The sequence below is a fragment of the Streptomyces albidochromogenes genome (genome assembly GCF_005981925.1).
GTDB lineage: Bacteria > Actinomycetota > Actinomycetes > Streptomycetales > Streptomycetaceae > Streptomyces > Streptomyces albidochromogenes.
The window spans coordinates 1-15843 of record NZ_VBVX01000154.1; the positions used below are offsets into that span (position 1 = coordinate 1).

The window sequence follows — 15843 nt, forward strand, 5'->3', positions numbered from 1 at the left end:
CCGCCCCACCGTGACCCCGGCGCCCCGGCAGGAAACCGCACCCGCGAACCGACCGTCCACCAGCAGCGCCATGGTCGACCTGGTCAAGTCCAACCCGCTCGCCGTCGCTGGCGGCGTGGTGGTCCTCGGTGCGGTGCTCACCTCGATGTTCCTGGCCGTCGCTCTGACCGCCGGATCCCTGGCCGTGCTCGCCGTGGTGATCCGCTCGCTGATGAACCAGCGCTGACCGGCCCTCCGGGCGGCTTCCACCGCCAAGTTTCCGCCGCCCGGAAGGCCCAGCCCCTCCCCGATGCCATCAAGGAAGGAACCACCATCATGCACGTCCACGGCTCAAGGATCTGCCCCGACTGCGACGGCTTCCCCGTCGTCGCCATCACCACCGGCACCCGACACGCCGACGGCACCCGTCACGTCGTCCCGGTCGTGTGCCCGGCCTGCCACGGCACCGGCCACGCCCCCCTCTGGCTCGTCACCACCCGGCCGGCCTCGGTGAAGGCGGGTGCCCCGTGCTGACGGTCTACGACGAGTTCGCCGGGGTCGGCGGCTCCAGTGAGGGACTGACCAAGGTCCCCGGAACCCAGCTCATCTTCGCCGCCAACCACAACCCGCAGGCGGTCGCCTCGCACGCGGCGAACTTCCCCGGCGTCGACCACTTCGAAGGCGACGTGGCCCGCGCCAAGATCGAGAGCTTCCCGCGCGCGGACATCTTCTGGGCGTCCCCCTCGTGCCCGCCGTGGTCCAACGCCCGGGGCAAGCGACGCGACTTCGACCACTCCACCCAAGGCGTCCTGTTCTGGGAAGAGCAGCCGGACCCCGAGACCAAGCGCGCCCGCGCCCTCATGGAGGAAGTCCCGCGCTACCTGCGCGCCATGAACCTGCGCGGGCGCCCGGTGCTGGCGGGTGTGGTGGAGAACGTCATCGAGTGCCGCAAGTGGGACCAGTGGAACCGGTGGATCACCGAGATCCGCGCCGAAGGGTACGAGACCCGCGTCATCGCCCTGAACTCCATGCACGTCAAAGCCGTCCGCTCGCTGCGGGCCCCGCAGTCCCGCAATCGCCTGTTCGTCGCCTACTGGCTGCGCTCCCTGGGCCGGACACCGGACTGGAACAAGTGGTTACGCCCCACCGCCTGGTGCCCGGCCTGCGACACCCGCGTGACCGCCTTGCAGGTTTTCAAGAAGCCCGGCACGGACATGGGCGCGTACGGGAAGTACGGCCAGTACTACTACCGGTGCCCGCACGTGAAGTGCCGCAACGCCATCGTTGAACCCGACGTGGTCCCCGCGTCCGCCGCGATCGACTGGACCCTCCAGGGCACCCGCATAGCCGACCGCAGTGAACCGCTCGCGGACGCCACGATGGAACGCATCCGGGTCGGGATCGCGAAGTACGCCCGCCCGATGACGGTGCCCGTCGGCGGGACCTGGCGCAACGACGCCTCCCCGATCGACCGACCGATGCCGACCCGCACCACCCGCGAAACCGACGGCCTCGCCGTACCCCCGCTGTTGGTCCCCACTGAGGGCCGTGACGGGAAGGTCGCCTCTTCCGTCCGCGATCCGCTGCGGACGCAGACCGCCCGCAATGAGACCGGGCTGGCGATCCCGCCCTTCCAGATCAGCCTGCGCGGCGGCGGGGCGAAGAACGCCGCTCACTCGATCAGCGAACCGGTGAGCACTGTCACTGCTTCCGGCAATCACCACGGTCTGGTCACCGGCCAGACCCTCCTGATCCCGTACTACAGCAACGGCACCGCACGCCCCGTCGAGGAACCGGTCGGCACGGTCACCACACGGGACCGGTGGTCGCTGGCGGAAGTGGCCTCCAGCGTGGACCTGGCCGATGTGCGGTTCCGGATGCTGGAGCCCTGCGAGATCGGCCGCGCCATGGCCTTCCCCGACACCTACATCGTCCACGGCAACAAGCGCGACCGCGTCCGCCAGTACGGCAACGCCGTCACCCCGCCCGTCGCGGAAGTCCTCATCTCCGCCCTCGTCGAGACCATCACCGGCGCCCCCTTGGACCGGGAGGCGACGGCATGACCGACACCCTCCAAGAAGTACGGGCGCTCACCCTTCGGCAGCCGTGGGCGAGCTGCATCGCCTACGGCACCAAGCGGGTCGAGAACCGGTCCTGGCCCACCGAGCACCGCGGCCCTGTCCTGATCCACGCCGGACAGACCACCGACCCCAACGCCAGCACCCTCCCCATGACCCGGGCGTTCCTGCGCCGCCCCCAGCCCAAGGGCGCCATCGTCGCCGTCGCGCTCCTGGACGGCTGCCACCCGGACGACGGCTACTGCACCCTGTGGTCCGCACGCGGACGCTGGCACTGGCACCTGACGAACGTCACCCCCCTCACTGACCCCATGCCCTGGCCCGGCGCACGCGGACTGTGGACTCCGCCCGTCGGCCTGCTCACGTCCACGGTCCTCGCTTCGGCTCTGGAGGCGGCCCGTGGCTGACACGCTCGACCCGACCACCCTGGGCGACCTGCTCAGGGTGGCTTCGGCCCCCGACTTCGACCGCTGGCAGCAGCAGATCCACAAGACTGGCGGCTGCGCCCAGCCCATCCACCTCACCGGCTGGTCCCTCACCCGCGACAAGGCCACCGGGGAGACCCTGCACGCCTACTCCACCGCGAACGAGCCCGGTGGCCGGCTGCGGATCGCCTGCGGAAACCGCCGCGCCTCACGTTGCGCGCCCTGCGCCTACCTCTACGCAGGGGACGCCTACCGCCTCGTCCGCGCCGGACTGACCGGCGACGACACCATGAACATCGCCGCGACCGTCCGCACCCGGCCCCGTGTCTTCATGACCCTGACCGCGCCCTCTTTCGGCCCGGTCCACAACCGGCCCGACACCGGCCGCTGCCGCTGCGGCGCCCGCCACGCTGAGAACGATCCCGCCCTCGGCACGGCGCTCGACCCCACCACCTACGACTACGCGGAGGCGGTGCTCTTCAACAACCACGCGGGCGAACTGTGGCACCGCTTCATCAACCGGCTCCGCAGGGAGATCGCCGCCAGCGCCGGACTCACCCAGAAAGAGTTCAAAGAGGCGGCGCGGTTGTCCTTCAACAAGGTCGCGGAGTTCCAGAAGCGCGGGGCAATCCACTTCCACGCCGTCATCCGCATCGACGGACCCGACGGCCCCGCAACCGAACCCCCGCGGTGGGCCACCCTCGAACTCCTCACCCGCTGCATCGAAGCCGCCGTCGCCCATCCCTATGCCACTGTGAACGTTCCGGCCGCAGACGACCGGCCGGCCCGCACGCTGCGCTGGGGCAAGCAGCTCGACATCCGGCCCATCAAGGCATTCGACGACGCGGGCGACATCACCGAACAGGCCGTGGCCTCCTACGTCGCCAAGTACGCCACCAAAGCCGCCGAGACCACCGGCACCCTGGACCGCCGGATCGGTGAGCTGGCCGAACTCGACCGACACCAGGTGCCCGACCATGCCCGGCGACTCATCCGCGCCTGCTGGGACCTCGACCGGGCCTACCCGGGCCGCAAGCTCTGGGCCTGGGCGCACATGCTCGGTTTCCGGGGCCACTTCCTCACCAAGTCCCGCCGATACTCCTCCACGTTCAGCGAACGGCGACAGATCCGCGCCAACTACCGCGCCGCCGAACAGCGGGAAGCCCTTGGCCTGCCCGACCCCGGCACCACCCTCGTCCTGGCCGACTGGCGCTACGCCGGCCACGGTCACACCCCCGGCGAATCCGCCCTCGCCGCATCCATCGCAGAAGACATCCGCATCAACAGAGAAACCGCTCGCGAAGCCATGCATGACCAACGCGCCCTGGAAGGAGCCATGTCGTGAAGGACGAGCTGATGACCACGGCGGAGGTCCTTTCCGAGCTGAAGGGAATCTCTCGGCGCACCTTCTACCGGTGGCGTGAACTCGGCAAGGCTCCCAAGGCGCTCACCTTGCCGAACGGTGAGCTGAGGGTGTGGCGGTCCGACTTCCAGGCATGGCTCCGATCGCGGGAAGGAGCGGCCGCGTGAAGTCGACAGATGTGAGGGTGTGGTCCATCCGCGTCAAGCCCGGGAAACGTCCCTCGTACCAAGTGCGCTGGAAGGTCGCCGGGCAGTCCTTTTCTGAGACGCGGAGGACGAAGGCGCTCGCTGACAGCTTTCGGTCGAAGCTGCTCCGGGCTACGCGCGACGGAGAGGAATTCGACTCGGCATCCGGCCTTCCGGATTCCATGGCGGGGCTTAAGGCGAGCGTGAGCTGGTACACGTTCGCGCTGCGGTATCTCGCCATGAAGTGGCCTCATGCCGCACCGAACACCCGTGACGGGATCAATGAGTCGTTGACCTCCGTGACCCTCGCGCTGCTGGATGAGCGCCCTGGCCGACCAGCGGATCTCGTCCTGAGGAAGGCGCTGCGTAACTGGGCTTTCGTGCTGCCTGGACCGGATATCCGAGACCTTCCGGACGAGATCGCCAACGCGCTGCATTGGGTCGGCAAGGCATCCCGGCCGCTTGCGGATCTAGCCGATCCCGTCGTGGCGCGGGCAGTGCTGGATTCCCTAAAGATCAAATTAGATGGCACTGCCGCAGCGGCGGAGACGGTTCACCGGAAGCGGCGGACCTTGGTCAACGCCATGCACTACGCCGTCGATCTTGGTGAATTTCAGGAGAACCCGCTGTCGGCCGTTCGGTGGCAGAAGCCGAAAGTCGCAAATGACGTAGATCCTCGGGTGGTGGCAAATCCCGAGCAGGCGCGTTCCCTCCTCTGCGCGGTCTCCTACGTCGGCGGCTATCGGAGGGCTCGTGGCAGGCGCCTGGTCGGGCTCTTCGCGTGCATGTACTTCGGGGGCTTCCGGCCGGCCGAAGCCGTGGGCCTGGCGCTCCCGGACCTCACGCTCCCGTCCGCTGGGTGGGGTGAGGCGTTGCTGCACCGGTCACGGCCCAGCGTCGGCAAGCAGTGGACCGATTCCGGCGAGAGCCACGACGACCGCGGGCTGAAGAACCGGCCTGCTGAGGAGGTCCGCCGGGTGCCGATTCCGCCGCAGCTCGTTGACGTGCTCCGGGATCACGTCGACACCTTCGGGACCGCCGAGGACGGGCGGCTCTTCTACAGCGAGGGTGGGGGAGTGGTGTCGTCGTCCACCTACTACCGGGCCTGGCAGGAAGCGCGGTGCATCGCTCTGCCGCCGGCCGCGGTCGCTTCGCCACTGGCGCGACGTCCGTACGACCTGAGGCACTCGGCCCTCTCCACGTGGCTCAACGCCGGTGTGGACCCGACTGAGGTCGCCGCCCGGGCGGGCAACAGCGTGGAGGTCCTCCTGGGTCGGTACGCGAAGTGCCTGGACGGTCGGCAGGAGGTCGGCAACCGCCGCATCGAGGAGCTGCTGCGCGAGTACGAGTGAGAGCGGCGCCGGCGTGATCCGAGGCCCCTGGGTGAATCCCGGGGGCCTTCGCGTTGCCGGGGCTGACCTGCGAGGTTCTGGCGGGGGCTGGGCCGCGAATAGGCCGCAGAGGCTGTCATACGGCTGCACAGCACGGCAGTTGGCTGCACATACGCGAAGACCCCGTTCTCAGCGAAAGCGCTGATGGCGGGGTCTTTGGGCACTTCCTGCGAAGTGCCCCCGGCAGGATTCGAACCTGCGCACACGGCTCCGGAGGGCGCTGCCCATGCCGTGTCTGTACGGGCCCTGAAGTGCAGAAACGTACCCGGGCTCCTTTGGCGCATCAGCAGCCACTCGCCACTCACTCGCGGGGAGAGCCAACTCCTCAGTCTAGGAGCGGCAGGATCCCCGAACCCGGCTCCCCATCGCGTTGAGAGAGGTGCTCAGCCGGTGTGCGTGGCTGCCTCGGCACGATGCTTGTCGCACGCCCGATGGACTGCCAGGCGTAGCAACAGCGGACACGTCGACACAGGGATCTTGACTGTTGCACTCTCTGTACGCAGAGTTACGTTACGTACATGGGGGTGGCATTGGAAGTAAATGCGGAGACTGCGACAGCACGTCAGCTCTTCCTGTCCGTACCACAGCCGGACGACTCGGGGGCAGACACGCTTGACCGCTACGACTGGCAGGCAGCCATGGCTGCCGCAGACGGTCTGCGGCTGTACCTCGACGACCTGCAGGACGGTGGTGGCCCGCCAGAGGCGGAGGGCAGTCGGGTCGTCTGTGAGTACCACGAAGATTGGGCCGTCGTGCGTGGGGAGGCAGTCGAGATCGTCTCGGCTAAGCATCGCGACACCGGCGTCTACACCACCATCAACCAACTGGCTGACTCCGGTGGTGTTGCCCACCTCTTTGGGCGCTGGAATGCCCTCTCTGAGACACCCTCGTGTCGCCTCGTTACTACAGCTGGCCTGGCTCCCGATGTGCAGAAGCTTGAGAAAGCGTGGGAGCATCTACGGATGTTGCGCCTCAGCGGCGAGCCGCTCGAGGCAGGGGACGAATACGCTCAGCCTGTCAAGGATCTTTGCCAGTCTCTGCGGCAGTACTGCAAGACGTTGCCCGAATCGTGGGCCGAACATTCGAAGCCGCCGCCGGCTCCCACCGTTGCCGAACTCCAACAGGTCAGTCGGTTCTTGGCAGTGCTGGACGTCGAGACCGGCACACTTCCGCGAGGCCATATTGCCTTCGCTGCCGGCAACATGTACGCCCAGCCTATCCTTGATCGGCTACAGGTCAGCGTTGACCCAGGGGCGGTCTGGTCAGCTGTACACGATCTCTTTCGGGAGCGCATGCACAAGGCGGGGCCAATACCGACGGGAAAGCTTCCAGGAGTTCTGCGATACCAGGTCGGAGCCTCTCTTCCCACCCCAGACGAACTAGAGCGGGAACTCCTCAGCCGTATCGTGACAACTGAGGACATCAGTGTGGCTATCAAAACCGCCATTGCCCAGCCACAGGGCTACCGCCCCATGCCCCGTCTGCGCCGGACCACAAGGATTGCGGTGAAGATGACCGCCGGCCAGTGTCCGGACAACAGTGTGGAACGAGCGGAGCACCTGTGCCAGGACTACCGTGAGTTCTGGCGCGAGGAGCGAAGTGGGGATGCTACCGCTCGCGCAGATCAGGCGAAGCTACGCAGGTATTTGCTCCGCATCAGCGACGAAGCTACGGAAGTGACCCACGCGGCCGCCCCTCGAGGCCCAGCCTTCTGGCGCGAATTGCAGAGACTCCTTGACGCTATTCCGGCTACTGACATGCCCCGCGGGATGGACGCGGATCTGCTGTTGGGTGGCATCTGTGATCTCACCAGTCAGTGCAAAGTCTGGTTCAGCGATGGGTTCGATGTCGATGCTCTCATTGAGAGCCTGCAGCGCGACCAAGGGTCGACGCCATGAGTGCTTTTGATGCGCTTGACCGGGCGCTCCAAAAGGAAGACCTCGCTTACCATCAGGCGCGGGTGCTGTTGCTGGTGAGCGCGGTCTCTAAGACGCCGGGCCACAGCGGAAAGCTCGATGGCCTGACCAAGCTTGCCAAGTTGGACTTCCTTCTTAGGTATCCAGCCCTGGCACCACAAGTTCTGGATAGTCTCGATCCCAACGATGCCCGCCTCAGCCTGGGAAGCCAAGAGGCCTCAGCGCCCACAGATGTAGAAGCTCCGATGACCCGATACAAGTATGGACCGTGGGACGACAAGTACTACGCCGTCATCGGTGCTCTAGTCGGTCGTGGTCTCCTTCGATATTCCAAGGGGCGCCGCGGCAGCGTGGCTCTTATGCCGACTGCTCAAGGAAAAAAGCTTGCTGGAGAGCTCTCCCGCTCCTCGATATGGGCTGTGCTAGCTGAGCGGTCGCTAGCCGTAGCAGAGGCCTCGGCGAATCTGACAGGAAGCACCCTGAAAGACCTCATCTATGAGCGCCTGGCTGCCCTTATGGACCGCCCCCACCGGGAGGTCATTCGATGACCGTGCAGTTCCGAATCGACAGTGCCACCCTCTATACGACCGAGGGGCAGGTCCCGTACCAGTTCAGCTCTGACCTAACAGTCCTGGCCGGACCTACGGGAGTAGGAAAGACGACGCTGCTTGAACTCATTAAGTACGGTCTAGGCGGCGACGGTCTCCTTGCTCCGGTCGTGCTGGAAAGCGTCAATGACGTCGTCCTAGAGGTCAGTATCGGAGCGCAGCGCCTACGGCTAGCACGCAGTGTTGACCAGGAAAAGAAGAAGAAGGTTCGCGTGACCGATTTGATCGCGAACGAACGCTTGCACGATCATCATGTTGGAGCTGCGCAACCTAGCCTTAACACGCTTCTCCTTACGAGTATGGGCCTCCCTGACGACATGCGGGCCGCTGCCCAGAGCGGTCGCAGCATCAAGGCCGGGAGCCGCATCACCTTCGCCGACATCTTTTCGTTTCTCTACATCCCGCAATCAGAGATTAACCGGGATATTGCGCGGAGTCAGGATTCCTATCTGGAACCCAAGCGTAAGGCCGTATTCGAGTTGCTCTTCGGTTTGACTGATCCCGACTTGCTGGAGAAGCGGTCTCAGGCGAGCGTTTTGAATGGTGAAATCGATACGGCAGAGGATCACCACAAGACGGTTGTTCAGTTTCTGAGGGATAGCAACACTCAGAGCCGGGAGGATGCCCAGGCGGCCCTTGATGCTGCTCGGCTCGCCCAGGAGCAAGCAGAAGCGCAGCGAGGCCTTCTCCGTGAAAGTATCAGTCCTGTATCGGACCGAGAGACGCAAACTCTGCGCGATCTCCTAAATCAAGCTGAGCGAAGCATTGCGGACGCGCGCGCAACTGAGACGTCCCTCACGCGCCAGCAGGAGGACTATGCTGGTGAAATCCGACGTGTGCAGGCCGAATTGGCGCGGCTGAATCGAATGCGCGATGCGGGGGAGCGACTCGCTCAGATCGAGTTCACATCGTGCCCGCGGTGTATGCAGTCGTTGAAGAACCGCACAGTGCCTGTTGGGCAATGCAGAGTTTGCCTCCAGCCAGACGAGAGCGTCTCGACTGGCGAGCTTGACCAGTATGAGGCATCGCAGCTTGGTGACCAGATTGACGAGATGCGGCACCAACTGGATTTCCTCGCGCAGCAAATCGCGCATACCCGTGATGCGATCAGGGATCGTGAGGAACTGCTTCGCCATTTGGCTCTCACAATCGATGCCAGGACTGCCGACCGTGTAAGCCCTCGCCTCCAGGCTTTTAGTGATGCCACGGAGAAGTTGGCGGCCTCCCGCGCGACTCAAGAACATTTCGAAAATATTCTGATGCAGTGGGATCGAGTTGCTGATCTCGCTGATGTGGAGCAGGACCTCAGAGGGCGGAAAGCGCGTCTGCAGGGAGATATTGCGCGATCCGAAGCATCTCTTAATGTGAGGCGAAAGTACCTCATTCGGGAGATCTCTAAAGAGTTCAATCGGGTCGTGTCAGATCTGCGGATTCCTGGCGTGCAAGAGGCGAGTATCCATGAGACTAACTATCTCCCCCTGCTCAACGGAAAGCCATTCCGTCAGATTTCAAGGGGCGGCGGAATCGTGACTGCTACCCAGGTAGCTTATTGGACGGCCCTTCTTGCGGTGGCACTGCGTGAGCGCGAGACAAGCTACCCCGCTTTCCTCCTGATCGACAGCCCAAGATTGGCTCTGAATACTGAGAAGGACCTCTCGGCGGCTCTCTATCGGAGATTGGTCACTTTGGCGGAAGCGAACCGTGGAAAGCTTCAGTTGATCATTGCGGACAATGAGCTTCCGGCGGCCTATCGCAAGGACTATGCTGAAATCGACTTCAGTTACAAAAAGCCTACAGTCGCCACCATCAGGCATCCTGGAAAGGGCGCCGTGAAGCCGTTGGTCACCGTGGGGGCTGCAGCGTCATGAGTGCCCGCTTCTCAGTGATGCCGGCACCCCGTACGGCTGCTGCGCTGACCGGACGGGGTGTTTGTGACTAGCAACGGATGCGCGTACTGCGGCCAGTAGCTGAGATGGGACCATGTGAACTCTGGGCCTGGAAGAAGGCAGCAGGTGGGTAGAGAGGGAGATGGAGTGTCGCAACAGCCCAACCCCCGAGGCACCTTCCTGAAGATTGCCGAAGCGCTGAGGGCGCAGCTAGATGCGAACCCTGAGATGACTGAGCTGCCATCGGCCGCCGAGCTGATGCGTACCCACGGCGTCTCGCGAGGGGTAGCGCTGAGGGTCTTTGCTGTCCTTCAGAAGGAAAGGTGTGCAGAGCCAGTTCCTGGAGGGCGCTGGCGCGTGATCCGCGAGGATGATGAACCGCGAGATCGTCGGCCGCTTGCGGATCGCATCGCGGAGGTCATCCGGGTGGACAAGCTCGAGATCGGGGAGCCCTTCCTCAGCTCGGCTGCACTGTCGGACCGCTTCGGAGTCTCGCGACCAACCGTTGGGAAGGCCCTAAGTCAGCTCGAGGCTGACGGATTGCTCTCCGAAAGTCGCCAAGGGAAGCCCCGGACTGTGCTGGCGTGGCCGGGCCGAGAGGGGCGTGTGTAGCGTGGCTGTGACGAGACTGGTGGAGTGGGCCTATTCGCTGGCGGAGTCGCTGCTGGCTGACCCGTTGCCGCGTAGGTGGCGGCATTCTGTCGGGGTGGCGGAACGGGCCCGGTCAATCGCGCCGATCCTCGACGGAGATGCCAACCTCTTGGAGGCCGCGGCGGTGCTCCATGACATCGGGTACTCGCCGGACCTTGCCAAGACCGGTTTCCACCCGCTCGATGGTGCCCGGTACCTCCGAGATGTGGCCGGCGCAGACGAGCGGGTGATCCGGCTTGTTGCGCACCACTCGTGCGCATGGATGGAAGCGGAAGCGCGCGGCCTGCGGGACGAGCTGGAGCGGGATTTCCCTCGCGAGCATCCGCACCTCGATGACGCGCTCTGCTACTGCGACATGAACACCACGCCGGACGGAATGCCCACCAACCCGGTGGACCGCGTCAACGAGATCGCCGGGCGGTACGGGCCTGACAGCCTGATCGGCACGTTCATTCGCCGTGCCGAGCCGGAGATCCTGGCCAGTACCGCCCGTGTGCTGGAGCGGGTTGCCGCGGTGAAGCGTCAGCCGATGTAGGGGGCGGTGCGCGTTCGGTCCATGGCGTGCTCGATCCGCAGGCGCATAGTGGAATGGATGTCGAGTTCCGTGAGGTCCGTTGGGGAGACCCAGCGGACCTGTGTCGTCTCGTCGCTCGTACGCACCTTGCCGCCGACGGGCCGCGCCCGGAAGCAGATGCTGAACTGCTGCCGTGCCTCGCCGTCGTCGTAGAGCATCACGTGTCCGGGGTCGGTGTAGATCCCGGACACGTCGATGACTTCGGCCCTGATGCCGGTCTCTTCCCAGACCTCGCGGACGACAGTGTCGCTGATGGACTCCCCAACGTCGTGTCCACCGCCGGGGAGTGCCCACCGTCCGTTGTCGGACCGCTGAATCACCAGCACTTCGCCCGCGTCGTTCTGGACGAACGCGACGACAGACGGAACGACGGAATTGGCCTGCGGGGCGTCGGGGTCGTGAAGGTAGTCGATGCGTCCCATACTCAAGCTCCCGTGAAGTCGTGGGCTGTCACCTGGCGCGCGCCTCCCCAGGTCTGTTCGATGCTATTCGCGTAGGTGTCGAAGAGTCCGCCGCCTGGCAGCCGTCGGAGATGCCAGACAGGGGCCATGTACGCGCCGATGCCGTAGACGTGCGTGTTCACGAGCATCTCGTCATCCGCTCGGAACAGCGAGTTGTAGAGCGTCGCGTCATGCAGCCGGAAGCCGATATCTGGATGACTGGCGAACAAAGGCCGGTAGTTCATTAGCGCGTTGCGAATCTTGCCATCCATGATCTGGTGACCCTCATCTATGCCGCGCTGCTTGACCGCGGCACAGTCTGGGTCCCCCAGCATGATGCGCACTTGGGCGTTCGCCCCCACCTTCCCCTTGAGCAGGTCGTGGAAGAGCGGATCCTCCGATAGCCACAGTCCGGAGTAGACGAGAACGTCGATGTGGGACTGGGCGCGCCCGTAGATCTCACGCCACAGGCCGGCGGGCACCATGTGTCGGTGCGGGTAGACCGTGACGATCTCAGCCTTGCTCAGGTCGGAGGCGCTATCGACCGTGCGGGAGTCCTCCCACAGCGTCGTCACATCAACCTTGAGCAGCGACGCAGTCGCGTACTGATGGCGTCGGTACGGAACTTTTCCTTGGGTGATCCAGCGCTCGACGGTCTTCGGATTGACCTCGATCGCGTCCGCCAGGTCCTGCACGGTCATGCCCTGCGCCAAGAGGGCCGATCTTAAGCGCTCGTTGGACATCTCAACCCCCGATGGGACGTCTAGGGACTTCCTGACGGTAGCGAGATCGCCTCAAGGTGTCCACGTGCGAGGTGAACAACGCCCCCCACCTGCACCGATTCTGATGGTGCGCCAGGAAGTTGTGGCGCGAGAACCGGGGAGTCCGTCGGCAAGCTTGACGGAGCTCGATGCGGTACCTGTAATAGAGGTACTGCATCGAGCTCGACTCGATCGCGGTCCTCAGTAACACCTGAGTGGCCTGTTCGGGCTGCTCAACAGCAGAGGGCGGGGACGCTGCAATCCCGCTAAAGGCCAGGTGGAACAGGGTTTCGGCCCGTACTGGCGAGGTGGCCCGGCGACCGCGAGCAACGGCCGGAGGGTGGGGACACAGGTCCCCCTTGCAGTGCGACACCCAGACAACAGCGAAAGAAGAGGAGCCCTGATGCGGCAGTTAAGTACCTGGGCGCTGCTCGTGCTGGACCGGCACGGGCGGTAAGGCCCTATGCGTCTCCCTGATCCGTCGCTAACGCGCACCGGGACAGCCGGTGACTCGCGGAGTCAGGTCACCTGCGCGGCTGATACCGCGGCCGGTTGCCTCCCCTGCCCGTCCGGAGCTTGCTCCGTACGTACAGGGCTGAGGGGAGCTGGAACCAGGCTCTATTTCCCGGCGCTCGTCTCTCGCCAAAGACCCGAGCGCCCGGCCTCTCAGTCCCTCCGACTCAGGAGCACCGCATGCGCACGTACATCGGAAGCCATGAAGCCGCGAATGCGGCGGAGTTCGAAGAGCTGGCGCTCGGCTTTGAAGAGCTGCCCGCAGGTATCGACCGCGATCTGTTCCGCGGTCCGCTTACCCACGAGTCGCCCGACGAGCGGGCGGCACGCCTGGACGTGGCACGTGAGGTCATCGCCGACCTGGTCGCCCAGGGGGAGGCCGGTGACGAGGTGGCTGCGTGGGACGCGCTGTACGCCGACGCGCTGACCCGCACGGTGCCGTTCCTGCGCGCGGCTCGCGCGGCCGGCCGCTTCTCCGGAACGGGGGAAGCGGCATGAGCTACACGCTGGCGGCTGTCTCTGCCGCGCTGCCGGTGGCGGCCGGTTGGTCGCTTCACAGCCTGCACCTGCGCCGCCGAGTCGAAGCGGCGCGGCGTGACCCGCTAACCGGTCTCGTGACCCGCGATGCGTTCACCGAGCGCGCCGCGCGGGTCATCGCGAAAGGACAGAGCGCGGTCTACCTGATCGACCTGGACCGCTTCAAGCAGATCAACGACACCCACGGGCACGCCGCCGGGGACGCGGTGCTCCGCGCCACGGCGAAGCGGCTCATGCACTGGGCGCCGACAAATGACGGCATCGCGGCCCGCTTCGGTGGTGACGAGTTCGCCGCTGTCACCCGCGTACGCAGCCGTACCGAACTGATGTGGCAAGCGGATGAGCTGGCCAGCATGCTCGCGGTGCCGGTCAGTTTCGAAGGCCGTCAGTTCATCGTCGGTGCGTCGGTGGGCGCAGTCCCCTGTGCTTCGAACGGCCTGGATCTGTCCGCGCTGCTGCGGCGGGCAGATGAGGCCATGTATGCCGCCAAACAGAACGGCGGGGGCCGCTTCCTTGCGGACGGTCCTACACCGGTTCACCGCACGGTCAACGGCCGTCGCGCCGGCCGCCGTGGCACTGCGGGCGGTTCAGAGGTGGCGGCATGAACCGCACCGCAAAGGGCCTGCTTGTTGTCGCCCTGGTCGCCGTTGTCGGCATGGCCTTCCGGGTGTCCTGGAACGCCCTGAGGGATGTCGCCACGGCGACCGGCGCGGACGCTACGGCGGCCACGCTGTACCCGTTCGTGGTCGATGGCTTGATGGCCCTGGCGCTGGTCGCCACGCTCGTACTGACCGGCGACGCTCGCCGGTTCGCGCTGCGGGTGCTGGCCGGGTACACGCTCGCTTCGCTGGTCCTCAACTACGTGCACGGGCTCGTTCCCGAGCTGCACGGCCGGGCGGTCGACTGGAGTCGACTGGCCGACTGGGCGCCCGCGAACTGGGCGCTCGTGCTGCTGGCCACGTCGCTGCCGGTCGGGTCGATCTACTTCGGCTCCGACCTTGTGGCGAAAGTGCTGCACCACCGACCCGTATCGGTCACAGATCGGGATGAAATTCCGCAGGCTACCGCAAATCGGTTGGGGTCTGACCTGCACGAGTCGGCCCCTGAGGCACCGACCGTGGCGGCCGAAGTTCCTGCTCCTGAGTCGGCTGATTCGCTGCCGACCATCGAGCCGGTTGAGTCGGCTTCGACTCTCGCGGTTGCTGCTGTCGAGTCGGCCCCACGCCGGGCGACTGGTCGGGTGCCCGTGTCCGCCCGTACCCCCCGACCGACCCGCACCCCCGAGCAGCTGCTCGATGAGGCCCGGTCGGTCACGGCCGACTGGTCGGATGGCGAACTGACGGCAGAGGCGATCCGCAAGGCGGTCCGCACATCGTCCGCAAACGGTCGAACATTGCGCGACACCCTCAAGGCCGAGCGCGCCCCCGGCGACGGGGTGGCTGCCTGATGTCGCCCACGTTCGGCAAGTGCTTCGACCCGACCGGCACGACGTACGGGGTCCCGACGTTCCCTTGGAAGTTTGCGCCGGACGGCTACGCCACCCGCCGTCAGCTCCGGGCCCGCGGCTTACGGCCCGGTGGCCAGTCGGTCGCGGCGCAGGTAATGCGCCGCTCCCGCCGGCGTAAGGCCGGGGTGCTGGTCGCCTACCTGTACCGCGTCGACCAGGCCAAGCCTGTGCGCCCGATGACGCCGGGCCGCGCTGCCGCGCTCGCCAAGGCGATGCGCGCCCGCCGGACCTGCCCCCAGTGCCGGACGGACGCCGGTTACTGCATCCCGACCTCGCTCGGCATGTGCGTGACCTGTGCCTACCCGCAAGAACAGCACGCCGCCTGATCCTTCCCACTCGACATGAGGGAGAGCCTCACCGTGTCCGAGATCCACACCATCGACCAGCCGGAAGAGCCGGACCGCAGCGAGATCAGCGAGGAAACGGCGGCCGTGCTGCCGTTCCGGAAGAAGACGGACGGCGAGCCGCCCGCGCCGGGCGACGTGAAGCCTGGCGAGTGGGAGGCCGAACTCCCCGACGACCAGCCGGACAACGATGCGGACGTGTCGGAGGGCGACCCGGTCGACCCGCCCAAGCACGAGTTCCCGCCCTCGATCGCGGAAGTGATCGAGGCCAAGGACAAGGCCCGCCGCCCGGTGCTGCCGGACTGGCTGACCAGCGCCAAGCAGCGTGCCGCCGTCGCCCGATGGGCGGCCGGTCACTACGGCCAGACCAGCCTGTACCACCTGGTCAGGACCCCGGTGTACTCGGCAAAGCTCATCGCCTACGCGCCGCGCGGCGGCTTCCGCTGGGTCGGCGCCGCCGGGCGCTGGGTCTCGGACGCTGAGGGACTGCCGGTGCGCCTGGCGGCAGTGCGAGCCGAGGATGCGGGGGAGTACCTGAAGCTGTCGCGGCAGCGCGATGCGCGGGTGAAGCTGCGCGGCATCATCGCCGTGCTGTCCACCGTGTTCGGGCTCGGTGCAGCACTCGCCCTGTGGGTGCTGGCCCCGGCCTGGCTGCTGACGTTGGTCACCCTCGCGCTCACCGGGG

17 protein-coding genes and 2 pseudogenes are annotated in these 15843 nt (G+C 65.9%); 17 read left to right on the top strand and 2 right to left on the bottom strand.

Going from position 1 to position 15843, the window contains the following annotated elements:
• From E2E34_RS35525 to E2E34_RS20130, 12 genes and pseudogenes are all read left to right on the top strand, one after another.
• Window positions 1–226: pseudogene (locus E2E34_RS35525) on the top strand (hypothetical protein); the annotation flags it as partial.
• A gap of 89 nt (window positions 227–315) precedes the next feature.
• On the top strand, window positions 316–513 hold the full coding sequence (locus E2E34_RS20080; protein WP_138903308.1) for a hypothetical protein: 198 nt from the start codon (window positions 316–318) through the stop codon (window positions 511–513).
• On the top strand, window positions 507–2042 hold the full coding sequence (locus tag E2E34_RS20085) for a DNA cytosine methyltransferase (protein WP_138903309.1): 1536 nt from the start codon (window positions 507–509) through the stop codon (window positions 2040–2042). Before E2E34_RS20080 ends, E2E34_RS20085 begins: the two co-directional genes overlap by 7 nt.
• Entirely contained in the window at window positions 2039–2464 is a 426-nt protein-coding gene (locus E2E34_RS20090; protein ID WP_138903310.1) for an ASCH domain-containing protein, read from the top strand. Before E2E34_RS20085 ends, E2E34_RS20090 begins: the two co-directional genes overlap by 4 nt.
• Window positions 2457–3827 (top strand): replication initiator protein RepSA, encoded by a 1371-nt coding sequence (gene repSA, locus E2E34_RS20095; RefSeq protein WP_138903311.1) that lies wholly within the window; start codon window positions 2457–2459, stop codon window positions 3825–3827. The genes E2E34_RS20090 and repSA overlap by 8 nt, the downstream gene beginning before the upstream one ends.
• Before the next feature lie 11 nt (window positions 3828–3838).
• Window positions 3839–4012: a helix-turn-helix transcriptional regulator gene (locus E2E34_RS20100; RefSeq protein WP_138903323.1), complete on the top strand. Its 174-nt coding sequence runs from the start codon at window positions 3839–3841 to the stop codon at window positions 4010–4012.
• Window positions 4009–5382, top strand: a complete 1374-nt coding sequence (locus E2E34_RS20105) for a tyrosine-type recombinase/integrase (RefSeq protein ID WP_138903312.1) — start codon at window positions 4009–4011, stop codon at window positions 5380–5382. Before E2E34_RS20100 ends, E2E34_RS20105 begins: the two co-directional genes overlap by 4 nt.
• A gap of 557 nt (window positions 5383–5939) precedes the next feature.
• Entirely contained in the window at window positions 5940–7319 is a 1380-nt protein-coding gene (locus E2E34_RS20110) for a hypothetical protein (RefSeq protein ID WP_138903313.1), read from the top strand.
• The gene (locus E2E34_RS20115; protein WP_138903314.1) at window positions 7316–7885 is read left to right on the top strand and encodes a hypothetical protein; all 570 of its coding nucleotides are present in this window, start codon (window positions 7316–7318) and stop codon (window positions 7883–7885) included. Before E2E34_RS20110 ends, E2E34_RS20115 begins: the two co-directional genes overlap by 4 nt.
• A complete protein-coding gene (locus tag E2E34_RS20120) occupies window positions 7882–9813 on the top strand; it encodes an AAA family ATPase (RefSeq protein WP_138903315.1) in 1932 nt (643 codons plus the stop codon). Before E2E34_RS20115 ends, E2E34_RS20120 begins: the two co-directional genes overlap by 4 nt.
• Before the next feature lie 276 nt (window positions 9814–10089).
• Entirely contained in the window at window positions 10090–10443 is a 354-nt protein-coding gene (locus tag E2E34_RS20125) for a GntR family transcriptional regulator (RefSeq protein WP_244315916.1), read from the top strand.
• 1 nt (window position 10444) lies between these two features.
• Window positions 10445–11017, top strand: coding sequence for an HD domain-containing protein (locus tag E2E34_RS20130; protein ID WP_138903317.1), 573 nt, complete (start codon window positions 10445–10447; stop codon window positions 11015–11017).
• Here the strand turns inward: E2E34_RS20130 and E2E34_RS20135 are convergent.
• Window positions 11005–11478 (bottom strand): NUDIX domain-containing protein, encoded by a 474-nt coding sequence (locus E2E34_RS20135; protein WP_138903318.1) that lies wholly within the window; start codon window positions 11476–11478, stop codon window positions 11005–11007. The genes E2E34_RS20130 and E2E34_RS20135 overlap by 13 nt on opposite strands.
• A 2-nt stretch (window positions 11479–11480) precedes the next feature.
• Complete coding sequence (locus E2E34_RS20140; protein WP_138903319.1) at window positions 11481–12239, bottom strand: helix-turn-helix domain-containing protein; 759 nt, start codon at window positions 12237–12239, stop codon at window positions 11481–11483.
• Window positions 12240–12950: 711 nt separating this feature from the next.
• Between E2E34_RS20140 and E2E34_RS20145 the strand changes: the two genes are divergently transcribed.
• From E2E34_RS20145 to E2E34_RS20165, 5 genes and pseudogenes are all read left to right on the top strand, one after another.
• The gene (locus E2E34_RS20145) at window positions 12951–13268 is read left to right on the top strand and encodes a hypothetical protein (protein WP_138903320.1); all 318 of its coding nucleotides are present in this window, start codon (window positions 12951–12953) and stop codon (window positions 13266–13268) included.
• Window positions 13265–13912, top strand: coding sequence for a GGDEF domain-containing protein (locus E2E34_RS20150; protein WP_208765285.1), 648 nt, complete (start codon window positions 13265–13267; stop codon window positions 13910–13912). The genes E2E34_RS20145 and E2E34_RS20150 overlap by 4 nt, the downstream gene beginning before the upstream one ends.
• Entirely contained in the window at window positions 13909–14754 is an 846-nt protein-coding gene (locus E2E34_RS20155) for a DUF2637 domain-containing protein (protein WP_138903321.1), read from the top strand. Before E2E34_RS20150 ends, E2E34_RS20155 begins: the two co-directional genes overlap by 4 nt.
• Window positions 14754–15140 (top strand): RRQRL motif-containing zinc-binding protein, encoded by a 387-nt coding sequence (locus E2E34_RS20160; protein WP_138903322.1) that lies wholly within the window; start codon window positions 14754–14756, stop codon window positions 15138–15140. Before E2E34_RS20155 ends, E2E34_RS20160 begins: the two co-directional genes overlap by 1 nt.
• 33 nt (window positions 15141–15173) lie before the next feature.
• Window positions 15174–15843: pseudogene (locus E2E34_RS20165) on the top strand (cell division protein FtsK); the annotation flags it as partial.

Bases quoted from the DNA above. Each gene is read 5' to 3' on its own strand.
- E2E34_RS20080 (WP_138903308.1), top strand. From the start codon at position 316: ATGCACGTCCACGGCTCAAGGATCTGCCCCGACTGCGACGGCTTCCCC.
- E2E34_RS20090 (WP_138903310.1), top strand. From the start codon at position 2,039: ATGACCGACACCCTCCAAGAAGTACGGGCGCTCACCCTTCGGCAGCCG.
- E2E34_RS20100 (WP_138903323.1), top strand. From the start codon at position 3,839: ATGACCACGGCGGAGGTCCTTTCCGAGCTGAAGGGAATCTCTCGGCGC.
- E2E34_RS20110 (WP_138903313.1), top strand. From the start codon at position 5,940: ATGGGGGTGGCATTGGAAGTAAATGCGGAGACTGCGACAGCACGTCAG.
- E2E34_RS20115 (WP_138903314.1), top strand. From the start codon at position 7,316: ATGAGTGCTTTTGATGCGCTTGACCGGGCGCTCCAAAAGGAAGACCTC.
- E2E34_RS20120 (WP_138903315.1), top strand. From the start codon at position 7,882: ATGACCGTGCAGTTCCGAATCGACAGTGCCACCCTCTATACGACCGAG.
- E2E34_RS20125 (WP_244315916.1), top strand. From the start codon at position 10,090: ATGCGTACCCACGGCGTCTCGCGAGGGGTAGCGCTGAGGGTCTTTGCT.
- E2E34_RS20135 (WP_138903318.1), bottom strand. From the start codon at position 11,478: ATGGGACGCATCGACTACCTTCACGACCCCGACGCCCCGCAGGCCAAT.
- E2E34_RS20140 (WP_138903319.1), bottom strand. From the start codon at position 12,239: ATGTCCAACGAGCGCTTAAGATCGGCCCTCTTGGCGCAGGGCATGACC.
- E2E34_RS20145 (WP_138903320.1), top strand. From the start codon at position 12,951: ATGCGCACGTACATCGGAAGCCATGAAGCCGCGAATGCGGCGGAGTTC.
- E2E34_RS20150 (WP_208765285.1), top strand. From the start codon at position 13,265: ATGAGCTACACGCTGGCGGCTGTCTCTGCCGCGCTGCCGGTGGCGGCC.
- E2E34_RS20155 (WP_138903321.1), top strand. From the start codon at position 13,909: ATGAACCGCACCGCAAAGGGCCTGCTTGTTGTCGCCCTGGTCGCCGTT.
- E2E34_RS20160 (WP_138903322.1), top strand. From the start codon at position 14,754: ATGTCGCCCACGTTCGGCAAGTGCTTCGACCCGACCGGCACGACGTAC.